Below are 25,438 nucleotides of genomic sequence, written 5' to 3' on the forward strand. Positions count from 1 at the left end.
GCTGATCTGTGTGCAGTTATTTAATATTCACTATACTTAGTTGTTTGAAGAGACCACCTTACGGTTAAGAATTCGATAATTTAAAGGAACGATCGTAAAAAATCATACCGATTGCATGAAGTTAAGCAGGGAGAAGAAATACCTGTTTCGTGATCAAAGAGATGAAGATTAATCCTATCCTGTAACCGATATAGACTTGTTATCCTGCATATTCATCCTCAGAACCCGGATAAGTGAAAGTGGAACCAACAACAGGGATATACACCTCAATGATGGCATCTTCTTTATTCTCTCATACGGGGATAGCATTCATCAAACAGGACATATGGTGTATATTGCCCTGAAAAGTTGTATACTCAAACAATGGGATGTTCAAGATGAAGCAATCAGCATACGTAACAGTAATCCTCATTTTAGTTGTATTATTTTCAAGTCTTGTGTCAGCAGAAGAGATGAATTTTCAGAAAAACCCCGGAGACCAAATTCACCCAAATATGACCACGGGAACATCAGAGGACATAGTTTCGGGCAGCAAGAATCTGGGTCCTGGTCAACAGGGAGAACAGAGAGGGAAACAGAACATTGGGCAGAGTTCACCAGATCCCATTAACACAGGTGTCCCGGGATCCCAGACTGGAGAAAGCCCTGTTTCAGAGGCAAACCCACAGACAACAAGGCAGACTGCTCCATTACAGAATGAACAGACTGTAAACCAGATGCCCCAGGAAAACCCCACACAGGGAGAAAAACTGGGCACAATTATTAAAGAACCAGTACAGACAAGCAATCCTGCGCAGAAGGTTCCTGAACAAAAACAGTCCCAGGCACAACCGATACAACAACAACCAGACAGCCAGTATCACAACATCCCATTCCCCCAGTCATATCCTGTGTTTAAACAGGATCATGCAGCAATTCAGGTAACCAGCAGCCCGGCTGGTGCATATGTATATCTTGATGGATCCTACAAGGGAATTACACCCTCATCAGGATACCTTGAAATATCAGATCTTTCACCAGGGTCATACACTATTCATCTAACCCTCACAGGATACTCTGACTACACTACAGAGATATTGTTATCCAGAAACGAGGTCTCCACGATCTCTGCAGATCTGACATTATCATATGTCTCATCAGAGTATGGAGCACTCTCAGTTCAATCAAATCCTTCAGGAGCAGGTGTTTATCTGGACAACGAATACAAGGGAATAACACCAGTCACACTCCAGGGGGTTAGAGTTGGGTCCCATTCAGTACTAATCAAAACTGATGGATACTCATCGTACAACGGAGATGTGAATATCATCCCAGATCAGGCCTCTGGGCTCTCAGTCACTCTCACACCAATTGTCACCCAGGCACAGACTCAGGAACCAGCCCCCACACTTCCATCCGCACCGGCACCAACAAAATCACCAGTATCTCCCCTGATAGTCGTGGGTGGCCTTGCAATAGCAGGAATCAAACTTGCTATACAAAAGAAACAGTAAGGACGAAATATACAACACAGGGTTGACAGACATCAATCTGTCAGACTCTTTTTCAGATAGACAGGTCATCATCGTGGTCCTGATCCCACTTATATCATACAGTTTCATATACTTTCCTACAATGCCCGGTCAATCTGCCTGCGCTGTTATCTGAAAGCCCTTTCAAATACATCAAACCAGACAGATATTCCAGATATCAGGCTTATTTATCATAAACATTAATCTGATACGCAGCGGATGCCTCATAATGAAATATCTCTTTCTTCTGATCTTTCTTCTCTCTATATCAGGATATGCCACGACCGCTGCGACCGTTGATGATCCCCAACAGGCTGCAGCCTGGTTTGATAAAGGAAAAGACCTGGCATCCATGAGCAACTATGGAGAGGCTATATCAGCGTATGACAAGTCACTTGAGTACGGAAACAAAGATGAAGCAGTATGGCTTGAAAAGGGTAAAGCACTTGCCAAACTTGATAAATATGCAGAAGCTGTAAAATCATTTGAAAAGGCAATCGAGATAAAATCTGATGATATCGACGCATGGACTCAGAAAGGCGATGCTCTCAACTGGCTTGGGAAAGACAACGAGGCACTCGATGCATATGATAAGGTCCTTGAACTCGATCCGAAAAATTCCGTTGCAAAATTGAAGAAGAACATTATTCTCAACCTCCACAATTGATACCAGTAGATTAGTTCAAAAATCTGACAGAGAAGAGCAGCCAAATCGGGAAAAAGAGTGATATCAGGCCTGCACAGGAGTAACAAGCCAGGTCGTACTGTTCGAGTAACTGTACCTCTCAATGGTGAAGTCGGGACAGGTCTCTGCAAGTATAGCCATATTCGTCCCAACCTCTTTTGAAGAAAGCCCCAGTTCGCGTGCAATGTACTTGGACTTGAAGAAGCCTCTGCCAGAGCGAATCCGGTCTTTTAGGTACTCAATCAGGCAGATCTGACGGTCATTATAGTTGTTATTGAATCGTGCATGTAATAACATGAAATACCTCTCTGCTTTTGAAATGTTACTGATGAACATTGGATGTCGATTGTAGGAGGAAGCCGGTGTGACACCGGCATGAAGTTCGTTCATCTGTGTTCATGAAGTTTGCAAGAGAGACGTACCAGAACCTTGGACCTGACTGACATCCATTGAGGACACGGATTGTAGGAGGACATGTTGAACGCAACCTCGTAGAGTGGATACCAGTCATGGTCCTGGCACTGTAACCAGGTACGCAGGTTCATAGAACCCGGCATCCCAGTCGGCCTCTCTGTGACATACCAATGTTACTTGAAATAGGCTATAAGGAAAACAGGTAAAACTGGGAGAGATCAGTTCGAAATCCGTTCAGGTCAACATAACAGCGATTCAATCAAAACTGGATTACACAAAACGACGTATTTGAATAATCATGCCGTTAAAATCTGTTGCATCCGGTTCAGACTTCATAATGATCTTTAGGATCATATTGTCCCTTCAGGTCTCATGAATTCCCGGAAGATGGGTTTTCACTGTTGAAACCGGTTGCAACTCTATGAAACTGTTGCCATTTTCGCATCAACTCACTGATAATACAGCTTTATGAAACTTATGTTTATGATGAAAACGCGGATGGAAAAGGTTCCTTGTCCTCACAAAGGACATCAGGATATACAGACTAATGGTACTTATGAAGAAAACGTTCATCATCCTGATATGCCTGGGTCTCATGGCAGGTCCTTGTATCGCTGATAAGACCGTGGAAGAGTGGAACAATCTTGGTGTTGCATATTTTGGACAGGGCAACTATGACGAGGCTATCGCTGCATATTACAATGCTACGGCTCTCGACCCATCAAATGCTATGGCATGGGGAAACATCGGTCTCGCCCTGGCAAGCCAGGGAAAATACGAAGAAGCACGTGAAGCCCTGAATAAAACCACCACCCTCAACCCGAACGATGCCCTGGCCTGGTCCAACATGGGTCTTGTGCTTGATCACCTTGGGCAGTTTGAGGAGGCCATTGCCGCATATGACCATTCGCTTCAGCTTAAACCAGATATTGCAAGGACCTGGAACAACCGCGGTCTTGCCTGCCATAACCTCGGGAGAGAGGATGAGGCTCTGACAGACTATGAAAAGGCAACAACCCTTGATCCAAAGTACGAACCTGCCTGGAAAAACAAAGGATCTGCATTATACAACCAGGGAAAATATGAAGAAGCCCTGAAGGCCTGCGAAACTGCACTTACCCTTAATGCAGAAGATGCAGCAGCATGGAAGATAAAGGCTGATGTACTGGAAAAACTGGGTAAAGGGGATGAGGCTCAGAAAGCTTCAGAAAAAGCAGCATCAATCCTTGCAAATTTAACATAAGATAGACCGTGCAGCTCTCGAAGGTGCTTAGAGAGGTTATCCCAAAGTCCCTCCATCACCTCATACCAGACCGGTTTGAAGTGATCGGGGATATTGCAATCCTCTCTATTCCGGACGAACTTTCGCAATACCAGACAACCATCGCCAAAGCGCTAATCAGTCAGCGAAGGAGTATCACCACAGTTCTCAGGCGAGTCTCAAAGATGGGTGGAACCTGTAGAATTGCAGGGTATCAACCAATAATCGGAACAAAGACCAGGACACTTTACAAAGAGTCAGGCTTCAGGTACCGGGTTGATCTCTCTCATGCATTTTTCACGAGCCGGCTGGCAGGAGAACGCCAGCGTATATCAGGTGTTATCAGGCCTGGTGAACTTGTCCTGGTTCCCTTTGCCGGTGTCGGGCCCTTTGTTATTCCAGTTGCTGCCAGGGGGGCACAGGTCATTGCAATCGAGATAAACCCCGATGCCTGTCTCCTTCTCAGAGAGAACATCAGATTGAACCATCTCGAAGACAGGGTTGCCATAATCATGGGTGATGCTTCCCTGGCCTGCAGGATGCTTAAGATCATGTCAGACCGGGCAATTATCCCAACCCCATACGGCCTTGACGAGACTCTCATCCCCCTTTCCCGGATGGTACGCGAAGGGGGGAGTATCCATTTTTATACTTTTGACAATAGGGATGGTGCACAGGAGCGTGCCAATATCCTCTCTCAATCAGGTTTTAATGTTGACCGCTTCCATCGCTGCGGTAATGTTGCCCCCTCAGTCAGCAGATGGGTGTATGACCTGACCATCCGATGATCAGATTAGATGCCAATACCTGAATATTTTTACAGACTGCAGATGAACTGTACGACTGAATCGATCATACCAAACGAGGAGAATAGATGCAAGAGACCCCGTACTCAAAGATATTTGCTACAGCCCGGACCCAGACACCTCTAATTCATCATATCACAAACTACGTCACTGTCAATGATTGTGCAAACATCACCCTTTGTGCAGGAGGTGCACCGGTGATGGCACATTCAACCGATGAGATTGAGGAGATGGTGCAGTATGCCGGTGCCCTTGTTCTCAACATCGGAACACTTGATCTGGCACAGATTGAATCCATGCTTCTTGTCGGAAAAGCAGCAGGAAAGCGGGATATACCAATTATCCTTGATCCGGTAGGGGCCGGGGCCACAACGCTCAGGACTAATGCAGCCCGTAGATTAATGACTGAATTGCAAATATCTGTTCTGAAAGGGAACGCAGGTGAGATAGGAGTACTCGCTGGAGTGGATGCAAAGGTCAGGGGAGTGGATTCAGCAGGAATATCCGGAGATCCAGTTTCAATCACAACGGAGTATGCAGGCCGCTCGGGAATGACCATCGTCATGAGCGGACAGACAGATATTGTCAGTGATGGCACCAGAACTCTGCTCGTCGAAAACGGCCATCCACTCATGGGAGCCATTTCAGGAACAGGATGCATGGCAGCTTCGGTAACTGGTGTATTCGCTGCTTCAGGAAAAGACAGGGTCACCAGTTCTACAGCAGCACTAGCCGCATTCGGAATCGCAGGAGAGAGGGCTGCAACCCTGGCTAAAGGTCCGGGATCATTCAAGGTTGCTCTCTTTGATTCTCTCGCAGCTCTTACCCCTGACGATCTTGCAGAAGGTGCCAGGATCAGGACAGCGTAAATGAGTTACGAACTCTACGTGGTTACTGACGAGGAACTTTCACATGGGGTAAGTCATGTGGAAATTGCACGGCAGGCAGTAGCAGGAGGTGCTGATGTTATTCAACTGCGGGATAAAAAACTCCCAGGCAGAGACCTATTCAGAATTGCATGCGACATCAGGGCAGTCACTGCCGGATCCGGAGCACTCTTCATTGTCAATGATCGGCTGGATATCGCTCTTGCCAGTAATGCTGACGGAGTGCATATTGGCAAGCAGGATCTCCCGCTCTCTGTCATCCGACCCCTCGCACCATCGCCATTTATCATTGGTGTATCGGTCTCATCAGTAGAACAAGCAAAAGTATCAGAAGAGGAAGGGGCAGATTATGTCGCAATCAGCCCGGTTTTTTCCACAGGATCAAAACATGATGCAGGCCCGGGACTCGGTCTCGGGCTGGTAAGGGAGATATCAGAAGCGGTCTCAATCCCGGTCATCGGAATAGGCGGGATTCATGCAGATAATGCAGGAAATATCTTTAGAGCCGGGGCTGATGGTGTTGCAGTGATATCAGCCGTGGTCAGCCAACCAGATATAACTGAGGCTGCCCGTGCTTTTAAACTCCGGATCAGGCAGTTCAGGCCCTGATTATCACTCGTTTTGAAACTATGATCCTGTAATTAATTCGGATATTATTCGGTAGAATTACCGTGATCTTCGGCTCCTGAAGAGGGAGCCGTTGCCTGTTCTTTAGCCCATTCTTCTCGTGCCCATGAAAGGACCATTTTTCCTCCTTCAATCAATTCATGAACGCGTTTTTCAGTGAGAAACACGATCTGTTCTGCTGATATATCAGACTGCCATGCAAAGGGGGTGATATCTAATAGAGCATTTATCGGCTGATCCAGGGTATCGGGGATATACTGCCGCGTCGCATGATGAAGCTCACTGAGTGTCGAGCCACGTTCAGGCCTGACACCGGTCTTCATCACGATCAGTCCTTCCAGGATATATTCAAGGGCACGGTGGGCATAACTGGCAGCCCAAAGGAATGAACCTGCGTTCAGGAGTTCCTGAGCCAAGACAAGTTCATGATCAGCACGATTCAGCCACTGTTCAGCTTTCATTCCGGTTCCTGTATAGAGTTATCAGAGTATCGTATACACTGATAAGAAAAAAGGACTATGCTGAGACAACAGAGTGAGAGGTTCTCCCTTACCATTTACACGAAAAATGGATTGCTATTCTAAGTCGCCGCCCTGATGATCCTTCTAGTTTAGAGACCGTATGGGCGATTACCGTCACACCAACAAGATCAAGGGTACCTTCAGGGGTGTAAATTACCTCGTGTACCTCGATCGCACAGGGCAGCAGATTAGTATGCCATAGGTGGTATTCCCTGTATACCACTGATAGAATATTCACTCCAATGGCAGGGATCAACCCGTATTATCAAAAGCATCAGGTGGATAGAATATGGCATTATGATTTGGTAAGAGAACTATTCCCCTGGATCATGTTTCAGGGAGTGGTGCAATGAGAGGTACTAACCTGTCTGAACTTTGACTGAACAGTCAAGAATACCGGAGAGGAAAGAGAGTCACAACCTCAATACAAATTGTGGAATCAGAAATAATGCGATCCCTATCTATGATCACAGGATTTGGAATACTTCCATGATTTACTGGTATCATGATAGGTTCTACTCTGAATAATTCATCACGATGATCTCACTAATAGTTCCCCGTTTTTTCCCATTGCTGTTGATGGCCCGCTTTGCCATAACCCGCTCAATTCTGTATTGCTCATAAAGATCATCAAAGAAGCGGTCAGTTGGATCTTCGTTTCCAGGATCAGAATTACTCAACATCACTGATGCACCAATCCTGTCGACAGCGTCAAAAAAATCCTTAAGTCGGATTTGATCCTGATCAGAAAACCCGTCACGTGAGTAGCTTGTGAACGAGGATGATTTGCTTAGAGGTCTATATGGAGGGTCAAGATAGACAAACGTCTGGTCGTCGATGTACTCAAGACATCGTGAAAAGTCCCCATGAAGGATAGTTGTGTTCTTTAGTAATGCCGAAGCCATCCGCAGATTGTGCTCATTCACAATTCCAGGATTGCGGTATTTTCCAAACGGGACATTAAACTCTCCACTTGAGTTTACCCTGAATAGACCGTTGAAACAGGTTTTATTAAGAAAGAGAAGTTGTGAAGCACGATTGATCCAGGAAGGGCCGTAGGAGGAAAAATCAAAGTTTGATCGTTCTGCATTCAGTTCTGATCTGATATCCAGGAACAGTTCCTTCTGTTCTGCTTCACCAAGAGCATCATAACGGGACTGGAAATCCTGCAGAAGGAGGAGGAGGGGCTCAACATCCTTTCTTATTACCAGATACGTAAGGACAAGTTCCTCATTTGCATCACAGATAACTGATTCTTTAAACGGAAACAGTTGCATCATAAAGAAGAAGACTGCTCCCCCTCCGATGAATGGTTCTACGTACCGGTTCAGTGCACCAGACCTGAGTCTATCAGGAAATCTGGCATCAAATTCATGGAGAAGTTGAGTTTTTCCGCCAGCCCACTTGAAAAATGGTTTTGCGTATTCATTATCAGCGATGCTCCTTTTTCTGCGGAAGGAGCGGATCAGGGTACTGCTTTTTAGGGTCATGGGATGATTGCGGGTCTTTACCCCGATGTCAGTACATTTTACTTCAATCATGAATCATACCTCTCATTTCAGTAACTGAGTAACACCGGACAGGATGACAACTACATCATTGAAAACCTGCAGAGAACATTTCACAACCCATAAGAACTATAAAACCGATACGGACAATTATGATTCGCAGCGGAATTCTCGTAGTACTCCTCATCATAGTCATCCTGTTTTCAGGATGCACCGGAAAAACCCAGGATGATGACTTTAAGAATCTCGTACAGAACGTGGTAAACGATTTCAAGGATCAGAAAGATTTGATTGCAAAGCCCAATCAGGGCGTGACCGCAGAAAAACTGAACCAGTACAAGTCAGCAGCAGCGTCTGCAAAGGCAACTGCCGAAGCAATGACCCTTTCAGATAAGGTTGGAAAAGCACGAGGGGTGTTCGTCATGGGAATGAATGCAACAATCAGCGCAGTAGATACACTTCAGGCTGCTGGAAAAATGTCAAACCCATCTGATATTGTCACCACAGAGTCGGTTAGCGGATTCTTTGTCACCACTCAGACCAAGCTGGATGACACATGCGATATGATTGGTATTAAAAAAGAGAAGGCATTCTAGATACCATTTAAGGAGGAATATACTCTATTTTTGTACTCTCAGGCCGCGGGGGAGAGAGTAGCACAATATTATTTTTTGTAACATCTGAAAACTGACACATCCTTTGGTTGTTATCTTAAACAATCACTAATTTGAGTGATATTACATTATGTAACGCCCATTTGACAATGGATTTTCATAGAGAAACCTTAAAACCTGAATTCTGAAACATACAGTTATGGAGAAGTTAATCACTTCAGTTATCCTTCTCGTTGCAGCAGCTCTTCTGATCCCCGGATGTTTAGCAGTACAATCTGGGGAAAATGCAACCGAGAACTCAACTGCACCGGTTGAGATCGTAGAGAACATTACTGTTGCTGTAAATGAATCAGCATCCCAGGCTGTAGCATCAGTACCAGAACACACAGACTATACCGCTGATGTCAACACGACTAACCTGACTATGAAGGTAAACCAGACGGTTAGTGTCTCCCTTAAGGAGAACCCAACCACTGGCTTTGAGTGGAATGCCACCAACTCAACAGGACTTGAAATTGTAAACAGTACTCATAATCAGGATAAGGCTCCTGAAGGGATGGTCGGTGTTGGCGGAGTTCATACCTGGATCCTGAAGGCAGTTGAAGTAGGTAACCAGACATTCGACGCAGTATACATGCGTTCATGGGAACCGACAACCGGCAAAGAAGATTCCTACGCACTCAACGTGACGGTTGAATAACCGTCCACCTACCCAATCACTTTTTTGACCTTCTGATGAAAGGGATATTGCAGAGTAACACCCCAATATGTGTGAAACTGGGTTTACCATGCCGGATACCAATGATACCGGATCTAACCGTGAAAAGATGCTGAAAGATCCACCATTTTACCTCCCTGAGTTTGAACAATCATACAGATACATCATTGATGAGTATGATGTCAGTCCACGCGACATAGCTATTTTCATGCCCTGTGCTATGCGTAAACCCTACAGCACCAGCCCAAGCCACCGCCTTATAAGATCGATTATTGCAGATGTTCTTGACCCGTCACAATATCATATCGTTATCTTTGGAACCTGTGGGATACTCCCGGCAGAACTTGAATTGATGTACCCCTACGCCCACTATCACTACATGCTTGGGAAAGTTAAAGACCAGAATATTAAAGATGACTTTCTTCGCATAGAGACTGAACGGGTGGCAGGATACCTGGAAAAGACACGGAATACGTACCGGTTCAGGGTTGCTTACTGCATTGGCCTTTTCAGGGAGGCACTTATCAGAGGATCAGAACAGGCCGGAGTTCCGTTCGATCTGATTCTTCCTTCCAGGGATTTGATCAACGTCATCATCGAAGAAGATTGTCCATTTCAAGAGGGGAGCCTTTCAATGGACGAATATTTACAGGAATTTCATCAGGGCCTGACCGAGATCAAATCAAAAATGGAACAGTCAGAATGTAAAAAATTGGACTGTTGATTCTCTGTGTACCTGTATTCACACGAAAAGATCAATATCTTCAATTGGACAAACGTGGATACTCTCCAATAGTTCATGAAGACAGATCCCCGGTCTTTTTCATCTTTTTCTGCCAGGCTTGGTATTTTTCTGTTGATAATATTTCTCGTTATGATGGTTGTTTTTCTGACTAACTGGTACCTGACAGCCAGGGAAGAGAAAGAGCAAGACTTTCTCTCATCTGAAAAAACCATTGACCAGATTCTGCAGCAATCAATACTCTGGATTGACAGGGGACTGTACCTTTATGACCTCACCTTTGAGACCCCTCTCCGGGATGCAATGAAGATCTACCAAGATGAGTATAATGCCACAGGAGGGGATCCTGAAAAAATTGATTATCAGGGAGTAAAGGAGAAGATTGAGAAGACACTTGGGGATGAATATCAGGTATACGTGATCGAAAACGGGATCATTACTCACACAACTGATCCAAAGGATCTGGGTCTCAATTTTTCTACTTTTGCTCCAGAACTCATACCCAAGTTTAATAAGATCCAGGACTCTGGCCAGTTTATCCTTGATAGATCAGTAAAAGGACATGAGAGCAATGTTCCGGTAAGACTTTTTGCCTACCAGGGCACCCCGGATCGTAAATACCTCCTTGAAGTGGGAAGGATCTTTATCCAGTACACACCTGAAGAAAATAAGGCATATTATTCTGATCTCACAAATATCCTCTGGACACTCAACCCGGACATCGTCTCATTTGATCTCTATAATAGTTTTAACATCCTGATAGCCAACCGTTCAGAAATATCACTTTCAAACACGGATAACGAGACGTTAGATGTGATTGGCAGGACTATCAAGAACGAAAAAGGATCAATTTTACACGATAAGGTGAACCATCGCGACATCGTGTATACGTTCATGCCGGTTCTGCAAACAGATGCACCATCTACCAAGTGGATGAATGTCGCAGCTAGAACGGTTTACTCAACAAACCGGCTTGATAATGAACTGATGATGTTGACCCTGTGGTATATCGGATTTCTGGTAATCACATTCATCCTCGCATTTATTGCAGCATTCACGATCTCCAGGCACCTTACCAGACCACTTCGATGTATGCTTGAGGATCTTGATCTCATCTCTGCCGGTGATCTCAAACATAAAGTCAGGAAATCACCACATCATGAGTTGAATCGTATATCAGATGCAATTAACCAGATGGTGGGTGAGATACTGAACAATATTAGTGCACTCAGGGTTTCTGAGTCACGATATCGCGGTCTTTTTCTATCATCCAATGATGCCATACTGGTTTTGGAAGGAATCAGGATCGTAGATGCAAACCCGGCAGCTGTGGACTTTTTTAGCATTATGAAGCCCCTTGCAGGAGAAAATATTACTTCGATCCACGGACCTGTGGGAGCCATCCTCACAGAGATGATCTTTAAGGATAGTACCCACCAGTCAGTGAAGCAGTTCGTCGAGAGAATTGAGATCATTAAGAATGAAATAGGATCTGAGCAATTTCTGAATATCAGAATAAGTAAGGTGAAGGGTGGAGAGAAATACCTCAGCCAGGTGAGGATTCGGGATGAGACCCAGCAACAATTGGCATTCCGGCTATCGGCACAGCAGGTAGCACTGAGCGAGGCATACAGGCAAATCGAGAATATTCTTGCTATGCTTCCAGATCCGACATTTGTTATTGATACTACCGGACGTGTTCTCATCTGGAATCAGGCCATGGAGAAGATGACCCGGATTCCTTCTGCAGAGATAGTAGGAAAGGGTGATTATCTTTATGCTATACCGTTTTACGGATCTCCAAAACCAATGTTGGTAGATTTAGCAATTCATCCGGAGATGAAATCAGGAGAGTTTTCGCATATTATCAAGAACGGTAATACTTTATACAGTGAGCGATGGTTCAGGGAGACAGAACCATCCCGCCGGTATGCATCTATCAGCGCAACTGCCCTGTATGACAGCCAGGGAACCATTATTGGCGGAATAGAGAGCATCCACGACATTACTGAACTGAAATTTACTGAAGATGCGCTTAGAATAGCAAACACCAAGCTGAATCTCCTTTCGAGCATAACCAGACATGATATATTGAACAAGGTTATGATCGGGAGATCCAATCTCTTCCTGCTTAATGATCTCCAGTTAAACTGTGATCAAAAGAGATTCTTTGAGATGCTCTCGCAATCATTACAATCAATTGAAGAATTCATCGCTTTTACAAAAACATATCAGGAACTCGGGGTTGATGCTCCGGTATGGCAGGATGTACAGGCAGTCTTCATTCAGGCACAATCAAATCTCGATCTCAAGACGGTAAAGATTGATATCAGGATATCCAATCTTCTCATCTATGCAGACCCACTCTTTCCAAAGGTATGTTATAATCTCCTTGAAAATGCGATTCGCCATGGAGGAGACCTCACCCGGATACAGATCTCAACTGAACCTGTACAGACCGGAATCTCCCTGATTATTGAGGATGACGGAGTAGGGGTCCCGGAAGAGGAGAAGGATTTAATATTCGAGCGGGGATATGGGAAAAATACAGGTTATGGTCTTTTCTTAAGCAGGGAGATCCTGGCAATCACTGATATAGGTATCAGAGAGACCGGGATGAAGGGCACAGGAGCTCGATTTGAGATCCTGGTGCCTTTCGGAAAATATAAAAAATTAACAAAATAATTTGGTGAAAGGGATGGAACAAGAACAATGTGATGGAATGGGCGGATGCGGAGTGTACCGGGAGATCGATACAACAGAGTATAGGATTGATGTTGATCGAGTCCGGTCACTTCAGGATACATGGGGAGTTTCAATGACAAAAGACGGGAAGGTTAGAATTCCGGTTTGTTATTACGACGATGTCCTTCCCCTACTCACACGGAGGAGACCTCCGGGTTAGGATTGATTTGGCTATTTTGTCTTAAGATGAAAAAAAGAACTCAAATATGTCATCCAGGCTTTGAATAAAGAAAAGGGATTATGAAGCCTCAGCCGAGATTTGAACTCGGGACCTGTTGATTACAAGTCAACCGCTCTGCCAGCTAAGCCACTGAGGCGCGAACACATATTTCCCTTAAACAATTATTAAACCCACTGTTCATCCGCACATTTTTCCACCTTGAAATTGACCTTATCTGCATGGCACAGCTGACGGTGGACATTGGCGGAAGACCAGGACTTGACTGCAGGGGGTTCTGCTCCTACTGCTACTTTAAACATGCCCGGGAAGTTCCGCCATTCGGCTGCCGCTATTGTCTCCCCTTCACCAAAGGTTGTGAATACTGTACCAGGAGTGTTCAGGAACGATATGCAGGATTCAAAGACCTGAAAGAGGTGGCAGGAGATATTCTCGCCAACCTACAGCTCCTCTCAGGAGATCTCACCCGGATCACTATCAGCGGTGGAGGAGATCCAAGCTGTTACCCTGAATTCACTGATCTTATCGAACTCCTCGCAAGTCTTGAAGCGCCAATCCACATAGGGTACACCAGTGGGAAGGGGTTCGATGACCCTGATATTGCTGAATTCCTCATCACATCAGGCCTATCAGAGATATCGTTCACGGTCTTCGCTGCAGACCCTGAAATCAGGCGTAAGTACATGCATGATCCAACGCCCGAGGTCTCCCTGGAGATCCTGAAACGTCTCGCCGGAACTATTGATGTATATGCTGCCCTGGTCATTCTCCCAGGTATCAATGATGGAGATATCCTGAAAGATACCATCAGATGGCTTGAGAATGCTGGAGTAAAAGGAGTCATCCTGATGCGGTTTGCAAACGAGACAAACCAAGGTTTAATCCTTGGCAACGCTCCGATCATTGAAGGTCAGAGAATGCAAAGTGTCGAAGAGTTTGCCTCCCTTGTCAGACTAACAAAATCCCTGACTACCATGAGGATTTCAGGTACCCCGCTCTGTGATCCTGACCTCGGATCTCCTTTTGCTATCCAGCATGAACCAGATATCCTCGATAAATTACCAAAAATCCATAAACATGCGGCAGTCATCACCGGTACAGTTGCAGCGCCTTTCATACAGGAGATCCTCTCCAAAAGGGGATCAGGAGCAGATGTCATTGCAGTAAACAAGGAGATTGCTGATCTCATCACGATCGATGATCTCAAAGCCCTTGATCTTTCACTGTTACCCGGGACAGTCATCCTCCCGGGAAGGGCCTTCGTCCATCTTGCAGAGGCGGAAGATGTTTTTTCAGCGGATGGAAAAATCAGAACAGTGCTCAGAGGACCTGAAATGCTTACAGCAGACGGAGAGACCTCAATGGGTATGACCAGAGATGATCTTCTCTCCCTTGAGATGGCGGGTTTTTCTGCACTGATAATCCTAATCAACCAGTATGGGGAAGCGTAACCTTATCACCACTAAGAAGCAATAGTATTCCGCACTTTTACAAAGGTGCTGGCAGATGTAAATCCGACGTGGTGTATTGGCCACGGCCTTCAGGCTTTGGGATTGCAGGGAGTCAGCAGAAATAGCTGTCACTCTTTTCCCGCAGGATTATACTCTGTTCATGTAACGGAGGCTTTTAGATATGGCAAGAATGCATGCTCGCAGAAGAGGTATCTCCCGTTCAGTACGGCCGTACCGCACCTCTGCGCCCGATTGGTCAAACACCGACAAGGAAACGATCATTAAGCAGGTCGTTGATATGAAGAAAGAGGGCCTTTCAAGCGCCCGTATAGGTCTCGTCCTTCGTGACAAGTTTGGTGTACCAAGTGTCAAACTCGCAACAGGAAAACGTGTCGACGAGATTCTGCGTGAAAACGGCCTTGAATCATCAATCCCCGAAGACCTTCGCAACCTTATTGAGAAGGCACTCGGGCTACGAAAACACCTGACCGAGAATAAGAAAGATCTACACAACAAACGCCAGCTCAACCTCACCGAGGCAAAAGTCAGGCGTCTGGTCAAGTACTACGTCAAGAGCAAACGCCTGCCGGCAGGCTGGTTATACAAGCCGGAAACCGCAGAAATCCTCCTCTCCCGCTAACACGGTTACAATATGTCCATTGACACTGCTGCGAAGGATCTTGCATCACATATAACCCGACAGGATCAGGTGGAGATACGTTGCCACCACGATGCTGACGGGATCGCAGCAGGGGCGATCATGAGTATTGCACTCTTCCGGTCCCATATTCCATTTCGGCTCAGGGTGGTCCCACGAATACAGAGCCAGGATATCCCAAAAGGAGGAAATATCCTCCTTTGCGATCTCGGCTCAGGGATACCAGACCTTCCTGAAGAAACGATGGTCATTGATCATCATATCCCCCTTTTTGAAGGACCATATCACGTGAATCCCCGTCTCAATGGAATAGACGGGGACACTGAACTCTCAGGAGCAGGAGCCGCATACCTGGTTGCAAATGCCATCGGTGATAACCGCGACCTTGCAGGACTGGTTCTTTCCGGGATTATTGGAGACGGACAACGTCTTGCCGGCAAAAACCACGAAATATACCTCGAAGGGATGGGTAACGGGATTGTATCCAAGAAAAGGGGTATCCGTCTCGCAGGAAGAGATCTCACCGAACAACTGACTCTGGCAACAAATCCATACCTCCCTGGAATTTCAGGTAGTGAATCTGAAACAACCGCTCTCATCAATCAGTGTTCAGATGGATCAGAACTCTCAACTGACATCCTCCTCTCTCTGCTTATGCTCGATGCCGCGGAGCGGAGCCGGCCAGAGGCGCTTCTGAACCTCTATGGCGATGTATATCAACTGGAACGAGAGGTTATTTCAGATGCTCACAGCCTCACCATGCTCATTGATGCATGTGGAAAGGAAGACCAGGGAAGCATCGCTGCAGCGATCAGTCTCAGAAATTCGTCAGATCTTCCCGCTGCCTGGGATATCGCCCGGAACCACCGTTTGAGGCTCATTGATGAGCTCAATAAGACTCTTGGCACAAGCAGGGAGGCAGAGCAGGTGTATGAGATCAGTGACAAGAGACTGGCTAGCGATGTTGCAGATGCGTTAAACTTCATGGATGGAGAGCAGGCTGTAATCGTGGTTGTAAATCAGGACGATGGCACCAGTCATCTATCAATCAGGGTGCCTGCACGTCAGGGTACTGATCTCGGTACACTTGTTCACAGCCTCGCAGCCGATTGTAGCGGTCATGGAGGTGGCCATACTTCCCGGGCTGGTGCAACGATTTCAAGTGAACACCTCTCAAGATTCATTACAGCCATTCATGAGGTGTACGCATGAAGATCACCGGAATCATCAGAACGGTCCATGACGCCCCAGAATGTGTCGCTGCATCGGTTGCAGCAGATAATTTAAGCGAGATGGTTACACGTGCAACCACCCATGAGGGAACAGGTGTCGTAGAGACGACAATAACAGGAACGAAAATTCGTTCTATAATCGCGTCAATGGACGATTATCTCTCGAATTTAACCGTAGCGGAGGAGTTATGCAAACAGAGTTCTGACAAAGGGTCAGAACATTGATCGGAGCGATCAGAGATGCTATCATAACATATGGAGTAAAGAAATGGCAGGAAAGAAACAGTCAGGAAGAAGAGTTGAAGGATGGAAGGCAAAGTCCTGGTATAAGGTCTACAGCCCTGAGAATGTCGGTAAAGTCTACCTCGGTGACACCGTTTCAGATGACCCAGCAAAGTTGATCGGACGGGTCATGACAGCACCGCTCTCTGAGCTGGTCAACGACTACGCTAAGCAGAACGTCAAGATGAAGTTCTCAATCACCGAAGTAGCTGGAGATTCAGCGTACACCTCATTTATCGGACATGAGATCGCCAGAGATTACATAAGATCCCTGGTAAAACGACGGACCTCACGGATTGAGAGTATCGTTAACTTTGTCAGCAAGGATGGCTGCAAAGTCAGGGCAACAGTCACCTGTTTCACCCTTACCCGGGCTGATCAGAGCCAGCAGCACCTCATCCGCAAGGTCCTTTCAGATGATGTTGTCAAGTACGGAACCGAGAATGAACTTGGTGTATTTGTCAATGCAATCATCAACGGTGAGATCTCCAAGGAGACCTTCCGCAAGGTCAAAGAACTCTATCCAATCCGCCGGATAGAGATCATCAAGACCAAGGTTGAGCTTCCAAAGATCCAGAAGTAATTCTGGATTCCTTTTTTTGCATACGATAACTCTTTTCAGCGGGAACCCGGATATCTGAGCAGAGTGATGGAGATCCGGTATGCGTTTTGCTGAATTTTTTGAGGCTGATGAGGTCAGGCTTGTTGAACCACTCTTTTCAGATCTCTGTTATAAAGAGATGGATGAGTTGCTTCTCCAGATTCCTGCTGAGCGAAGCAGAATCCTGATCGATGAGAACGAAGAGATTCTTAGTGTAGGACTGGAAGGAGAATATGGAACAATTGATGCATCCTGCTTTCATCTGCGGACCCCATCAGATACACTCATCTCCAGACTTGAGGATATGGATGGAGATATCTTTCAGGTTACCAGGAGAGAGTTTGAGAATTCAGTCCGGAAATATTACTCCGATAATCTTATCAACACCAGTGAGATAGCCCCTGATGATCTCAACCCTGAACGACTTGTCATAACCCGTGATCTCATCAATTCTTTTGTCGGAAACGAGCATAGTATCCACTGCCTTGACTGCTGCTGCGGGACAGGGATTGGAACATACCTGATGAGAGAGATGGGCATAAATCCTCTCTCATATGACAATGATGATGCCCTTTTGGCTCGTGGATTTGCCGAAGGGCGTCTTGATCCTGAGAGAACTATGTGGATTGATGGCAGGCTTATCGAAGCTTATCTGACCGAGCCAGTGGACTGTGCATTCGGATTTATGTTTGGAGAACTGCAATTGTTTAACCATGACATTTGGTCAGAGATCATATCAGGAGTCTGCGCTGTCTCTGAACGTGTGATGATTACAGTGGGAACAGAGCCTGAGGCATGTATTATCAAGGGATGGATGAAGTCAGGAGGATATGAGCCTGAAATCTGGGAGAATGACCGTGATCCAATTTACGACAGATGGGTCTGTTCAATCGGGTGAAACTGTAAATATGACCCGCTCTATGATACTCTCTCAGGGAGACCGATGCATCAATGTGATGTTATTTGAGAGCAAAGTGATTAGGGAGCGAAGATACGATATGATAGATACCACGGGTGTAACCGATGCTTGATATCAGATTTGTACGGGCAAGCCCGGAGATTGTCAAAGCCGATCTGGTCAAACGAAACGACACAGAAAAGATTGACTGGGTCGACGACCTCCTCACAAAAGATGCCCGGAACAGGGAACTAATCGGACTCAATAATAAACTGAGGCAGAGACGTAACTCAATTTCACACGATATTAACCGTGCCAAAAAGGCAGGTGAGGACGCTTCTCCCCTAATGGCAGAGGCGGCGAGCCTCCCGCAGAAGATTAAGGACAATGAGGTTGAGATGGATGAACTCTCAACAAAGATCCATTATTACCTCATGCGCCTGCCCAATATTCTCCACGAGAGTGTGCCCCAGGGAAAGGATGACACAGAGAATGTTGAGATCAAGAAGGTCGGAACACCACGAACGTTTGATTTTGAACTGATAAATCACGGTCAACTTGCAGTTGATAACGATTGGGCAGACTTTGAACGGGCCACAAAAACATCGGGTGCAGGATTTTACTTCCTGAAAGGAAATCTGGTTCTCCTCGATCTTGCTCTTCAGAGATTTACTCTCGATATGCTGATGGAGCGGGGGTTCACTCCAATCTCACCACCATTCATGATTAACCGGAAGTCATACGAGGAAGTGACTGACCTCGATGACTTTGAGAAGGTGATGTATAAGATTGATGGGGATGATGCATACCTGATCGCAACCAGTGAGCATCCAATCGCTGCGATGTTTCAGGATGAAATTTTCGAAGAAAAAGATCTCCCCCTTCGTTTAGCCGGAATATCTCCCTGCTTTAGACGTGAGATCGGATCACACGGGCTTGATACCAAGGGTCTCTTTAGGGTACATCAATTCCATAAAGTCGAGCAGTTTGTATACTGTAAACCAGAGGATTCCTGGGAAATCCATGAGGAACTCAGAGAGAATGCAGAGGCAGTTTTCCAGAAACTAGGGCTTCCCTATCGGCTTGTAAATATCTGCACCGGTGACATAGGAACCGTTGCAGCGAAAAAATACGATATTGAGGCCTGGATGCCCAGGGAAAATGCATACCGGGAGGTTGTCTCCTGTTCAAACTGTACGGCATACCAGGCAACCCGTCTGAATATCAAAGTAAGAGACAGTAAGGATTTTGAATCCAAGCAATATGTCCATACCCTGAACTCAACCGCCATTGCAACATCAAGAGCCATGAGATCAATTCTTGAAAATTATCAACAGAAGGACGGATCTGTGGAGATCCCAAAGGTTCTTGTTCCATACATGAATGGAAAAGAATATCTCTGATCCTTCCATTTTTCTTTTTTTCCAGGATTATTTCATTCTGAAGCAGATGATCTGCTGATTGAAACAGGTAGACCACATTACATGGTTGACCAATTAGAAGGGGAAAAAAGGAGGTACTAGGGATTACTCCCTTATAATATTGAAGGGATGACGGGAGATTACACTCCCAGATGGATCTATGTTTTTCACGGACAAGACTCTACAAGAGGTGTGCGTGAAAAGGGATAATTTTCAGGTTTTTTGGATATGAAAAACTGAGTGAGATTAATCTTACTCAGTAATCACCTCATTGGTCCTGATTTTGATCGACTTGCTAACAGGCATGACAAAGATACGTCCATCTCCAATCTTGCCAGTGTAAGCCCCTTTCTTGACAGATTCAATTACAGCGTCTGCATCCTTGTCGCTCACGACAAGTTCAATCTCAACCTTTGGAATAAGATCCACTTCGATTGTACCACCACGGTACTGAAGGCTGATTCCTTTCTGTTCTCCCCGGCCCTGGACTTCAGTAATGGTCATGCCGAAGAATCCAGCCTCTTCAAGGGCAGCTTTTACTGCATCGAGGCGTTCAGGTTTTACAATTGCTTTTATGAGCTGCATAGTTGTACCTTTTTAATCGTTGCGCCTGTTTAATGAATCCTCTCTCCATGCTGGGAGATGTCAAGTCCGACGTACTCTTCTTCTTCACTTACACGCAGACCAATTGTCTTTTCAACAACCAGTGCAAGCACGTAGGTAAGTATGAAGGCGTAAGCGATGGCAGCGAATGCTCCAATGCATTGGGAGATAAACTGCTGTGCATTCCCTGCAAGAAGTCCATCCTTACCACCCACAACCGCTACTGCAAATATACCAGTTGCGAGTGCACCCCAGAGGCCACCCATTCCATGAACGGCCCATGCATCAAGGCTTTCATCAAGGCCCTTTCTGATTCTGAAGAGCATCATACCATAGCAGAGTACACCTGCGACAGCTCCAATGACGATGGAACTCATGGTGTCAACAAATCCTGCTGCTGGCGTGATTGCAACAAGACCTGCAATGGCTCCTGATACCAGACCGAGTGAGGCAGGCTTTCCATGAACCCAGCTTGCAAGCATCCATGCAATTGCACCAGCTGCTGCTGCGGTGTTAGTCACAACAAATGCACTTGCTGCAAGGCCGTTTGCTGCGATTGCACTCCCTGAGTTGAATCCGAACCACCCAAACCAAAGCAATGCTGCTCCAAGAAGGGTTACCGGAATGTTATTTGGCTCCATGGAGTGTTCGCCAAATCCCATACGTTTACCAAGGACGAGTGCTACTGCAAGAGCACCAAACCCAGAACTGATATGCACAACCGTCCCTCCTGCAAAGTCCAGTGCACCGAGTTGTGCAGTCCATCCTCCACCCCAAACCCAGTGGGCAAGTGGATCATACACGAGGGTAGTCCACAGGATGGCAAAGACGAGGAATCCTGACCACTTTACCCGCTCTGCCATTCCTGATGTGATGATTGCCATCGTAACCGTGGCAAAGACCAGCTGGAAAACCATGTAGAGAAGGGCGGGAACCGGCAGTTCTGTACCGGCGATAACTGCACCATCCTGACCTACTCCGGCAAGGCCGAGGTTTGCCAGTGATCCGATAAAGCCGCCTACATCAGGTCCGAATGCGAGCGAATATCCGAATAAAACCCACTGAAGGCTTACTACAGCGAATGCTACGAGCGAAAGAGCGATCATATTGATGAGGTTTTTCTTTCGTACCAATCCACCATAGAAGAGCCCGACACCCGGGGTCATGATCATGACCAGGGCAGTGGAAGCTAAAACCCATGCTGTTGCTCCAGTATCAATGTCCATGTTTTCAATTCACCTGTTTGATCACCAATAATGCTGACTCTCTTATCGTAAATTACTTAAAGATTTTCCCAATGCACAAACGCACTACAAAAATCCACGATTCGGAGTCGAAACTTACCTGAACGGATCTACTCCGCCCGGGTTAGTAAGAAGTTGTCTTCCACCTTATTTAAATTTTTTTAGTGATGGTGATCGACAATTCTCATCAGAAGGTTATTCAGGAAGAATAATTGGTTGATGGATCTAAAACGCAGGTGATTAAAGAGATGATTACACTTTTCTCAAAATTCTACAGAATTAATGAAAGGAAAAAAATCATACAAAATCATCAATTTTGGTGTAAAATTTGAGAAACACCACAGGATATACAGTAAGAAGTGATGATAATGAGGGTCAGCGGTGTCTCTTTCCAGGCCTTTTTTTTCTTTTCTCCATGAGACTACCATGAAGTTCTGCCTGCCTACCTCTCTGTCTCTGGAGAAGGGCAGCTTCTTCATCTGTTGCACAGTCAAGCTCAGCAAGGATTTCAAGGGGATCTTTGGTTTCCTTTACAAGATCAATGATTCTTGTAAGCCTTTCCACACCAATGAAGTGTTCTGCCATCAGACGGGAAAGAGGAGTGAGGCGGATGGTTCCCCCTTCACGAAAGACCAGATTCCTCTGCAACAGAAGTTCTTCGACCGGTTCAGGCTCACCCACAAGACTCGCTTCAATCTTCTGCATTATATTTCGGTCACCTGCAGCCACCACAGCATTTGCAACATAAATCTCAGAACTCTGCTCTAGAGTGTAAACAGGAGCAACTTCTCCCATTTCGCCTTTCAGAAGACCCATGGCAACTTCTTCTTCAGTCATCCGTGAACTCCGGGAGTATGACCCTCCTGGTTCTGCAAGGATCACCACTTTTCCAAGATCATGGTAATCAGGTCGTCCTGCCCTTCCTGACATCTGCTGGAACTCCTGCACGGTCAACCACTCAATTCCCATCGCCAGTGAATCAAATATTACCTGTGATGCAGGGAAATCAACGCCTGCTGCGAGAGCAGCAGTTGTGACAACAGCCCTGATCTCACCTTTTTCAAACTGGTTTTCAACATGGCGCCGCTCTTCCTGGGTCAGACCAGCGTGGTAAGGGGCCACTCCTTCACCTAACTTGTCAGAGATAACATGACACCGTGCCCGGGAATTGGTAAAAATAATAGTCTGATTATGAAATCCTTTAGAAGAGACCTTGTTGTACTCATCTTGGACCAGTTTCTTCTCTGTGGGTATCTTCTGCTGGCGTTCAAGAAAAACCAGATATCTCTCAAGGGTCACCGGGCGCTCATCATACCGGACCAGTTCACAGGATAATTTCTTTGCAAGAAGTTTTGGATGTCCTATTGTTGCACTCAAATACAAAAACTGGGCTTTTGGTGAGTTGAACTTCATCCTGGCAATAAGACCGTCAACACGATGCCCACGCTCCTTATCCTCCAGCATCTGGACTTCATCTATGACCACTGTACCGATGTCATGCAGTTTCATACCACACCTGAGCAGGTGGTCAATTCCTTCATACGTCGCAATAATGATAGAAGCTCCCCGATCACGGTTCCCGGGGCGACGGTTGTCACTGATTTGGATACGACTTGTTCCGGTGATGATGGATATCTCAGCGATCTTTCCATATTTTTTTGCAAACCGATCGTATTTCTGAAATGCGAGTGCCACCAGAGGGACAAGGAAAATCATCCGACCCCTCTTCTCAAGGAAATTCTTGAATCCAGCCATCTCACCAATGAATGTTTTTCCACTTGCGGTAGCTGCCACCACAAGGAGGTCTTTCCCGTACAAAAGACCGGCCTCTACAGCAATCTGCTGGACCGGCATCAGAGACTCAACATTGGCAAGATCTACAAACTGGCGGGGCAGGGGAAGCTCATCCAGCCTGCTAGTCTCAACAACAGGATGGGCAATCAATCGATCATAGAGAGTATGATCAAAAGAATGCTCACCAGGCTCAATGGTGGCAAGCACCCGATCAACACTTCGGTACTTATCAAGCAGTTCATCAAGATGAGAGAGAGCATTCCTGCCCAACCGTCCCATGTGGGCAAGTTCACGCCGGAGTTCTTTACGGGCACAGGGTAGGCAGATCCACTCATCTTCTCCGTACATTATCGCCTGATCACGGTCCAGTTCTGCAATGCGATCTTCCATCAGACAGAAACGACAGAGTTCAACATAGGTGAACGGGATCTGCAGATCATGCAAAAAAGCCTCAAATGGCCCATCTGGACAGGTGAGGCGAACCTTTGCACGCCTCAAGTGAATGACCAGATCCCTTGTCGGCAGGTTTCTGTACCCAGAACCACTCCCTCGCCTCATCCGGTAATGGGAAGGCCTGATACCCTTGGGTGTATCTATGAGTTCTATGATGGCTGTCGCATTTACATGATGAGTTTCAAAAAACAGGATCTTGTAATACTTTTTAGTCGGCTGAACGATTGCCTTCATGCAGCTACCAGATCATGAATCTCATAACTGAGCTCTGCCTGTTCAAGCTGTTTCAGATACTCGGTGAAAAACTCATCTACAATCACAATGCCGCAGGGGATGCCGTGCAGAGCTGCTTCTATTACACCTTCACGCGAACCAAAATAGAGATCGGGCACCCGTCCGATTTTTTTGAGCGAGACCCAGGCTTCAAGCCCGACACATGCGACAACCGAAACCCCGCCGATAACCTCGGTAAGTTGGTCGAGTTTGACATTTCGTGAGCCTCCACGCTCAACCCTCGGAACCTTACATACCTGGACAATAGACTCCTTGTGATCGATAATCCCATCCAGTTTAGCAACCCCTGTCTCCTCACCTTTCGGTGTATCAACCGCGATCTCACCATTTGCAGTAGTCAGTTTCCGGGATGCATATAAAATGCCCCCTTTCATGTACACCCCTACCCTGTCGCCCTTTCGGAGATCCTCTGCCGCTATTGCTGTCCATACCGAGACCTGATGGATAATGTCATGCCTCACATGCTTTGCATAGATTTCAAGCATCTCGGCATTCTGAAGGATCCACTCAATCCCTTCACGGGTTACCTCATATCTCCCCCTGCCAGGGGCCTTTATCATACCTTCATCAACCAGATCACGGATATATTCTGATATCGCCTGAGGTGTTACCCCAAGCATTGCTGCAATCTCCTGCTGCCGTACTGCAGGTTGATGCTCAGCTATTTCAACAAGAATTTGAAACCGGGAGACATCCCGTTTATTACGCAGGATCGTATATCCCGGCTCGTCTTCATTCTTCAAGTATAACCAGTCCCTGGCCCTTCACATCAAGGTGTGGAACCCGTTTTGCTACTCCTTTAATGTATATCGGGGTTACATTAAACCTTCGTGCAATGTCATTTATTGAAGAGTTTCCTTTAGATAACTCTCCTTCAAGGCTATCGCCCTTAACTCCTATTTCTGATTCTTCAGAGAATGCAATCGAGAGCAGATCTGCAAGATCCGAGAAATTGCACTGAAAGTTGGCCCTGAATTTGCTATATGTTGCCTTATACTCCTTTTCCGGCTTTTTACCTGGCTCGGGCATGCGCCATTTCTCTTCAAGGAGGTTGCCTTTCTTGAGTATCAGCAGACACTCCCTGACTCCGTCTTCCCCCACTACATCACCGATCTCGCTTCTGGTCATCCAGTTCTTGTTCAGCATATCAAGAATCTTCTTATAGACAGTATTGTTGAAGATGACAAAAAGCGGGACCAGTTCTACGGGATCATTGACTATTCTGATATGACCCGTCAATTCAAAACCCTATAATTATAACGTCTGATAAAAAAATAAAGGTTTGTTGTG

26 protein-coding genes and 1 tRNA gene are annotated in these 25,438 nt (G+C 46.1%); 18 read left to right on the plus strand and 9 right to left on the minus strand.

The window, feature by feature from the left end; translation table 11 throughout:
* Window positions 1-377: 377 nt before the first annotated feature.
* Window positions 378-1,493 carry a PEGA domain-containing protein gene (locus tag DK846_RS09415; protein WP_181391707.1) on the plus strand — a complete coding sequence of 372 codons (1,116 nt, stop codon included), beginning with the start codon at window positions 378-380 and terminating at the stop codon, window positions 1,491-1,493.
* Between the two features lie 247 nt (window positions 1,494-1,740).
* A complete protein-coding gene (locus DK846_RS09420) occupies window positions 1,741-2,178 on the plus strand; it encodes a tetratricopeptide repeat protein (RefSeq protein WP_109968683.1) in 438 nt (145 codons plus the stop codon).
* 63 nt (window positions 2,179-2,241) lie between these two features.
* On the opposite strand, the gene DK846_RS09425 is transcribed toward DK846_RS09420, so the two are convergent.
* The gene (locus tag DK846_RS09425; RefSeq protein ID WP_109968832.1) at window positions 2,242-2,493 is read right to left on the minus strand and encodes a DUF7123 family protein; all 252 of its coding nucleotides are present in this window, start codon (window positions 2,491-2,493) and stop codon (window positions 2,242-2,244) included.
* Between the two features lie 673 nt (window positions 2,494-3,166).
* Between DK846_RS09425 and DK846_RS09430 the strand changes: the two genes are divergently transcribed.
* From DK846_RS09430 to thiE, 4 genes are all read left to right on the plus strand, one after another.
* Complete coding sequence (locus DK846_RS09430) at window positions 3,167-3,853, plus strand: tetratricopeptide repeat protein (protein WP_181391708.1); 687 nt, start codon at window positions 3,167-3,169, stop codon at window positions 3,851-3,853.
* Between the two features lie 8 nt (window positions 3,854-3,861).
* Window positions 3,862-4,659 (plus strand): class I SAM-dependent methyltransferase, encoded by a 798-nt coding sequence (locus DK846_RS09435; RefSeq protein ID WP_109968685.1) that lies wholly within the window; start codon window positions 3,862-3,864, stop codon window positions 4,657-4,659.
* Between the two features lie 86 nt (window positions 4,660-4,745).
* Entirely contained in the window at window positions 4,746-5,546 is an 801-nt protein-coding gene (thiM, locus tag DK846_RS09440; RefSeq protein WP_109968686.1) for a hydroxyethylthiazole kinase, read from the plus strand.
* Window positions 5,547-6,173 carry a thiamine phosphate synthase gene (gene thiE / locus DK846_RS09445; RefSeq protein ID WP_109968687.1) on the plus strand — a complete coding sequence of 209 codons (627 nt, stop codon included), beginning with the start codon at window positions 5,547-5,549 and terminating at the stop codon, window positions 6,171-6,173.
* A gap of 44 nt (window positions 6,174-6,217) precedes the next feature.
* Here the strand turns inward: thiE and DK846_RS09450 are convergent, their stop codons facing one another.
* Together DK846_RS09450 and DK846_RS09455 are read right to left on the minus strand one after the other, a co-directional pair.
* Complete coding sequence (locus tag DK846_RS09450; RefSeq protein WP_109968688.1) at window positions 6,218-6,652, minus strand: HEPN domain-containing protein; 435 nt, start codon at window positions 6,650-6,652, stop codon at window positions 6,218-6,220.
* Window positions 6,653-7,227: 575 nt separating this feature from the next.
* Window positions 7,228-8,253, minus strand: a complete 1,026-nt coding sequence (locus DK846_RS09455; RefSeq protein ID WP_245926512.1) for a DNA adenine methylase — start codon at window positions 8,251-8,253, stop codon at window positions 7,228-7,230.
* A gap of 119 nt (window positions 8,254-8,372) precedes the next feature.
* Between DK846_RS09455 and DK846_RS09460 the strand changes: the two genes are divergently transcribed.
* From DK846_RS09460 to DK846_RS09480, 5 genes are all read left to right on the plus strand, one after another.
* The gene (locus DK846_RS09460) at window positions 8,373-8,816 is read left to right on the plus strand and encodes a hypothetical protein (protein ID WP_109968689.1); all 444 of its coding nucleotides are present in this window, start codon (window positions 8,373-8,375) and stop codon (window positions 8,814-8,816) included.
* A 217-nt stretch (window positions 8,817-9,033) separates the two neighbouring features.
* The gene (locus DK846_RS09465) at window positions 9,034-9,534 is read left to right on the plus strand and encodes a protease inhibitor I42 family protein (protein WP_109968690.1); all 501 of its coding nucleotides are present in this window, start codon (window positions 9,034-9,036) and stop codon (window positions 9,532-9,534) included.
* An 88-nt stretch (window positions 9,535-9,622) separates the two neighbouring features.
* Window positions 9,623-10,276, plus strand: coding sequence for a DUF5591 domain-containing protein (locus tag DK846_RS09470; protein WP_109968834.1), 654 nt, complete (start codon window positions 9,623-9,625; stop codon window positions 10,274-10,276).
* A 75-nt stretch (window positions 10,277-10,351) separates the two neighbouring features.
* Window positions 10,352-12,979 (plus strand): ATP-binding protein, encoded by a 2,628-nt coding sequence (locus DK846_RS09475; RefSeq protein ID WP_109968691.1) that lies wholly within the window; start codon window positions 10,352-10,354, stop codon window positions 12,977-12,979.
* Between the two features lie 13 nt (window positions 12,980-12,992).
* On the plus strand, window positions 12,993-13,199 hold the full coding sequence (locus tag DK846_RS09480; RefSeq protein WP_146201192.1) for a hypothetical protein: 207 nt from the start codon (window positions 12,993-12,995) through the stop codon (window positions 13,197-13,199).
* Window positions 13,200-13,283: 84 nt separating this feature from the next.
* Here the strand turns inward: DK846_RS09480 and DK846_RS09485 are convergent.
* A tRNA-Thr gene (locus tag DK846_RS09485) sits at window positions 13,284-13,356 on the minus strand.
* Window positions 13,357-13,438: 82 nt separating this feature from the next.
* Here DK846_RS09485 and mmp10 point away from each other — a divergent pair.
* From mmp10 to serS, 7 genes are all read left to right on the plus strand, one after another.
* Complete coding sequence (gene mmp10, locus DK846_RS09490) at window positions 13,439-14,668, plus strand: methyl coenzyme M reductase-arginine methyltransferase Mmp10 (protein ID WP_109968693.1); 1,230 nt, start codon at window positions 13,439-13,441, stop codon at window positions 14,666-14,668.
* A gap of 181 nt (window positions 14,669-14,849) precedes the next feature.
* Window positions 14,850-15,308: a 30S ribosomal protein S15 gene (locus DK846_RS09495; RefSeq protein WP_109968694.1), complete on the plus strand. Its 459-nt coding sequence runs from the start codon at window positions 14,850-14,852 to the stop codon at window positions 15,306-15,308.
* Between the two features lie 12 nt (window positions 15,309-15,320).
* On the plus strand, window positions 15,321-16,538 hold the full coding sequence (locus tag DK846_RS09500; protein ID WP_109968695.1) for a single-stranded-DNA-specific exonuclease RecJ: 1,218 nt from the start codon (window positions 15,321-15,323) through the stop codon (window positions 16,536-16,538).
* Entirely contained in the window at window positions 16,535-16,783 is a 249-nt protein-coding gene (locus DK846_RS09505) for a KEOPS complex subunit Pcc1 (protein WP_109968696.1), read from the plus strand. Before DK846_RS09500 ends, DK846_RS09505 begins: the two co-directional genes overlap by 4 nt.
* A 43-nt stretch (window positions 16,784-16,826) precedes the next feature.
* The gene (locus tag DK846_RS09510; protein ID WP_109968697.1) at window positions 16,827-17,423 is read left to right on the plus strand and encodes a 30S ribosomal protein S3ae; all 597 of its coding nucleotides are present in this window, start codon (window positions 16,827-16,829) and stop codon (window positions 17,421-17,423) included.
* Window positions 17,424-17,502: 79 nt separating this feature from the next.
* Window positions 17,503-18,339, plus strand: a complete 837-nt coding sequence (locus tag DK846_RS09515; RefSeq protein ID WP_109968698.1) for a hypothetical protein — start codon at window positions 17,503-17,505, stop codon at window positions 18,337-18,339.
* A 125-nt stretch (window positions 18,340-18,464) separates the two neighbouring features.
* A complete protein-coding gene (serS, locus tag DK846_RS09520) occupies window positions 18,465-19,742 on the plus strand; it encodes a serine--tRNA ligase (RefSeq protein ID WP_109968699.1) in 1,278 nt (425 codons plus the stop codon).
* A 270-nt stretch (window positions 19,743-20,012) separates the two neighbouring features.
* Here serS and DK846_RS09525 read toward each other — a convergent pair whose 3' ends face one another.
* The 5 genes from DK846_RS09525 to DK846_RS09545 form a co-directional block, all read right to left on the minus strand.
* Entirely contained in the window at window positions 20,013-20,345 is a 333-nt protein-coding gene (locus DK846_RS09525; RefSeq protein WP_109968700.1) for a P-II family nitrogen regulator, read from the minus strand.
* A gap of 29 nt (window positions 20,346-20,374) precedes the next feature.
* Window positions 20,375-21,589: an ammonium transporter gene (locus DK846_RS09530; RefSeq protein WP_109968701.1), complete on the minus strand. Its 1,215-nt coding sequence runs from the start codon at window positions 21,587-21,589 to the stop codon at window positions 20,375-20,377.
* A gap of 393 nt (window positions 21,590-21,982) precedes the next feature.
* A complete protein-coding gene (locus tag DK846_RS09535; RefSeq protein WP_109968702.1) occupies window positions 21,983-24,088 on the minus strand; it encodes a DEAD/DEAH box helicase in 2,106 nt (701 codons plus the stop codon).
* Window positions 24,085-24,891, minus strand: coding sequence for a DUF7839 domain-containing protein (locus tag DK846_RS09540; protein WP_109968703.1), 807 nt, complete (start codon window positions 24,889-24,891; stop codon window positions 24,085-24,087). The genes DK846_RS09535 and DK846_RS09540 overlap by 4 nt, the downstream gene beginning before the upstream one ends.
* Window positions 24,881-25,387 carry an ArsR family transcriptional regulator gene (locus DK846_RS09545; protein ID WP_109968704.1) on the minus strand — a complete coding sequence of 169 codons (507 nt, stop codon included), beginning with the start codon at window positions 25,385-25,387 and terminating at the stop codon, window positions 24,881-24,883. The genes DK846_RS09540 and DK846_RS09545 overlap by 11 nt, the downstream gene beginning before the upstream one ends.
* Window positions 25,388-25,438 lie beyond the last annotated feature (51 nt).

Source organism: Methanospirillum lacunae (assembly GCF_003173355.1).
GTDB classification, from domain to species: domain Archaea; phylum Halobacteriota; class Methanomicrobia; order Methanomicrobiales; family Methanospirillaceae; genus Methanospirillum; species Methanospirillum lacunae.

Coding starts and splice junctions, on each gene's coding strand:
- DK846_RS09415 (WP_181391707.1), top strand. CDS start 378: ATGAAGCAATCAGCATACGTAACAGTAATCCTCATTTTAGTTGTATTA.
- DK846_RS09420 (WP_109968683.1), top strand. CDS start 1,741: ATGAAATATCTCTTTCTTCTGATCTTTCTTCTCTCTATATCAGGATAT.
- DK846_RS09425 (WP_109968832.1), bottom strand. CDS start 2,493: ATGTTATTACATGCACGATTCAATAACAACTATAATGACCGTCAGATC.
- DK846_RS09430 (WP_181391708.1), top strand. CDS start 3,167: ATGAAGAAAACGTTCATCATCCTGATATGCCTGGGTCTCATGGCAGGT.
- thiM (WP_109968686.1), top strand. CDS start 4,746: ATGCAAGAGACCCCGTACTCAAAGATATTTGCTACAGCCCGGACCCAG.
- thiE (WP_109968687.1), top strand. CDS start 5,547: ATGAGTTACGAACTCTACGTGGTTACTGACGAGGAACTTTCACATGGG.
- DK846_RS09450 (WP_109968688.1), bottom strand. CDS start 6,652: ATGAAAGCTGAACAGTGGCTGAATCGTGCTGATCATGAACTTGTCTTG.
- DK846_RS09455 (WP_245926512.1), bottom strand. CDS start 8,253: ATGATTGAAGTAAAATGTACTGACATCGGGGTAAAGACCCGCAATCAT.
- DK846_RS09460 (WP_109968689.1), top strand. CDS start 8,373: ATGATTCGCAGCGGAATTCTCGTAGTACTCCTCATCATAGTCATCCTG.
- DK846_RS09465 (WP_109968690.1), top strand. CDS start 9,034: ATGGAGAAGTTAATCACTTCAGTTATCCTTCTCGTTGCAGCAGCTCTT.
- DK846_RS09470 (WP_109968834.1), top strand. CDS start 9,623: ATGCCGGATACCAATGATACCGGATCTAACCGTGAAAAGATGCTGAAA.
- DK846_RS09475 (WP_109968691.1), top strand. CDS start 10,352: ATGAAGACAGATCCCCGGTCTTTTTCATCTTTTTCTGCCAGGCTTGGT.
- DK846_RS09480 (WP_146201192.1), top strand. CDS start 12,993: ATGGAACAAGAACAATGTGATGGAATGGGCGGATGCGGAGTGTACCGG.
- mmp10 (WP_109968693.1), top strand. CDS start 13,439: ATGGCACAGCTGACGGTGGACATTGGCGGAAGACCAGGACTTGACTGC.
- DK846_RS09495 (WP_109968694.1), top strand. CDS start 14,850: ATGGCAAGAATGCATGCTCGCAGAAGAGGTATCTCCCGTTCAGTACGG.
- DK846_RS09500 (WP_109968695.1), top strand. CDS start 15,321: ATGTCCATTGACACTGCTGCGAAGGATCTTGCATCACATATAACCCGA.
- DK846_RS09505 (WP_109968696.1), top strand. CDS start 16,535: ATGAAGATCACCGGAATCATCAGAACGGTCCATGACGCCCCAGAATGT.
- DK846_RS09510 (WP_109968697.1), top strand. CDS start 16,827: ATGGCAGGAAAGAAACAGTCAGGAAGAAGAGTTGAAGGATGGAAGGCA.
- DK846_RS09515 (WP_109968698.1), top strand. CDS start 17,503: ATGCGTTTTGCTGAATTTTTTGAGGCTGATGAGGTCAGGCTTGTTGAA.
- serS (WP_109968699.1), top strand. CDS start 18,465: ATGCTTGATATCAGATTTGTACGGGCAAGCCCGGAGATTGTCAAAGCC.
- DK846_RS09525 (WP_109968700.1), bottom strand. CDS start 20,345: ATGCAGCTCATAAAAGCAATTGTAAAACCTGAACGCCTCGATGCAGTA.
- DK846_RS09530 (WP_109968701.1), bottom strand. CDS start 21,589: ATGGACATTGATACTGGAGCAACAGCATGGGTTTTAGCTTCCACTGCC.
- DK846_RS09535 (WP_109968702.1), bottom strand. CDS start 24,088: ATGAAGGCAATCGTTCAGCCGACTAAAAAGTATTACAAGATCCTGTTT.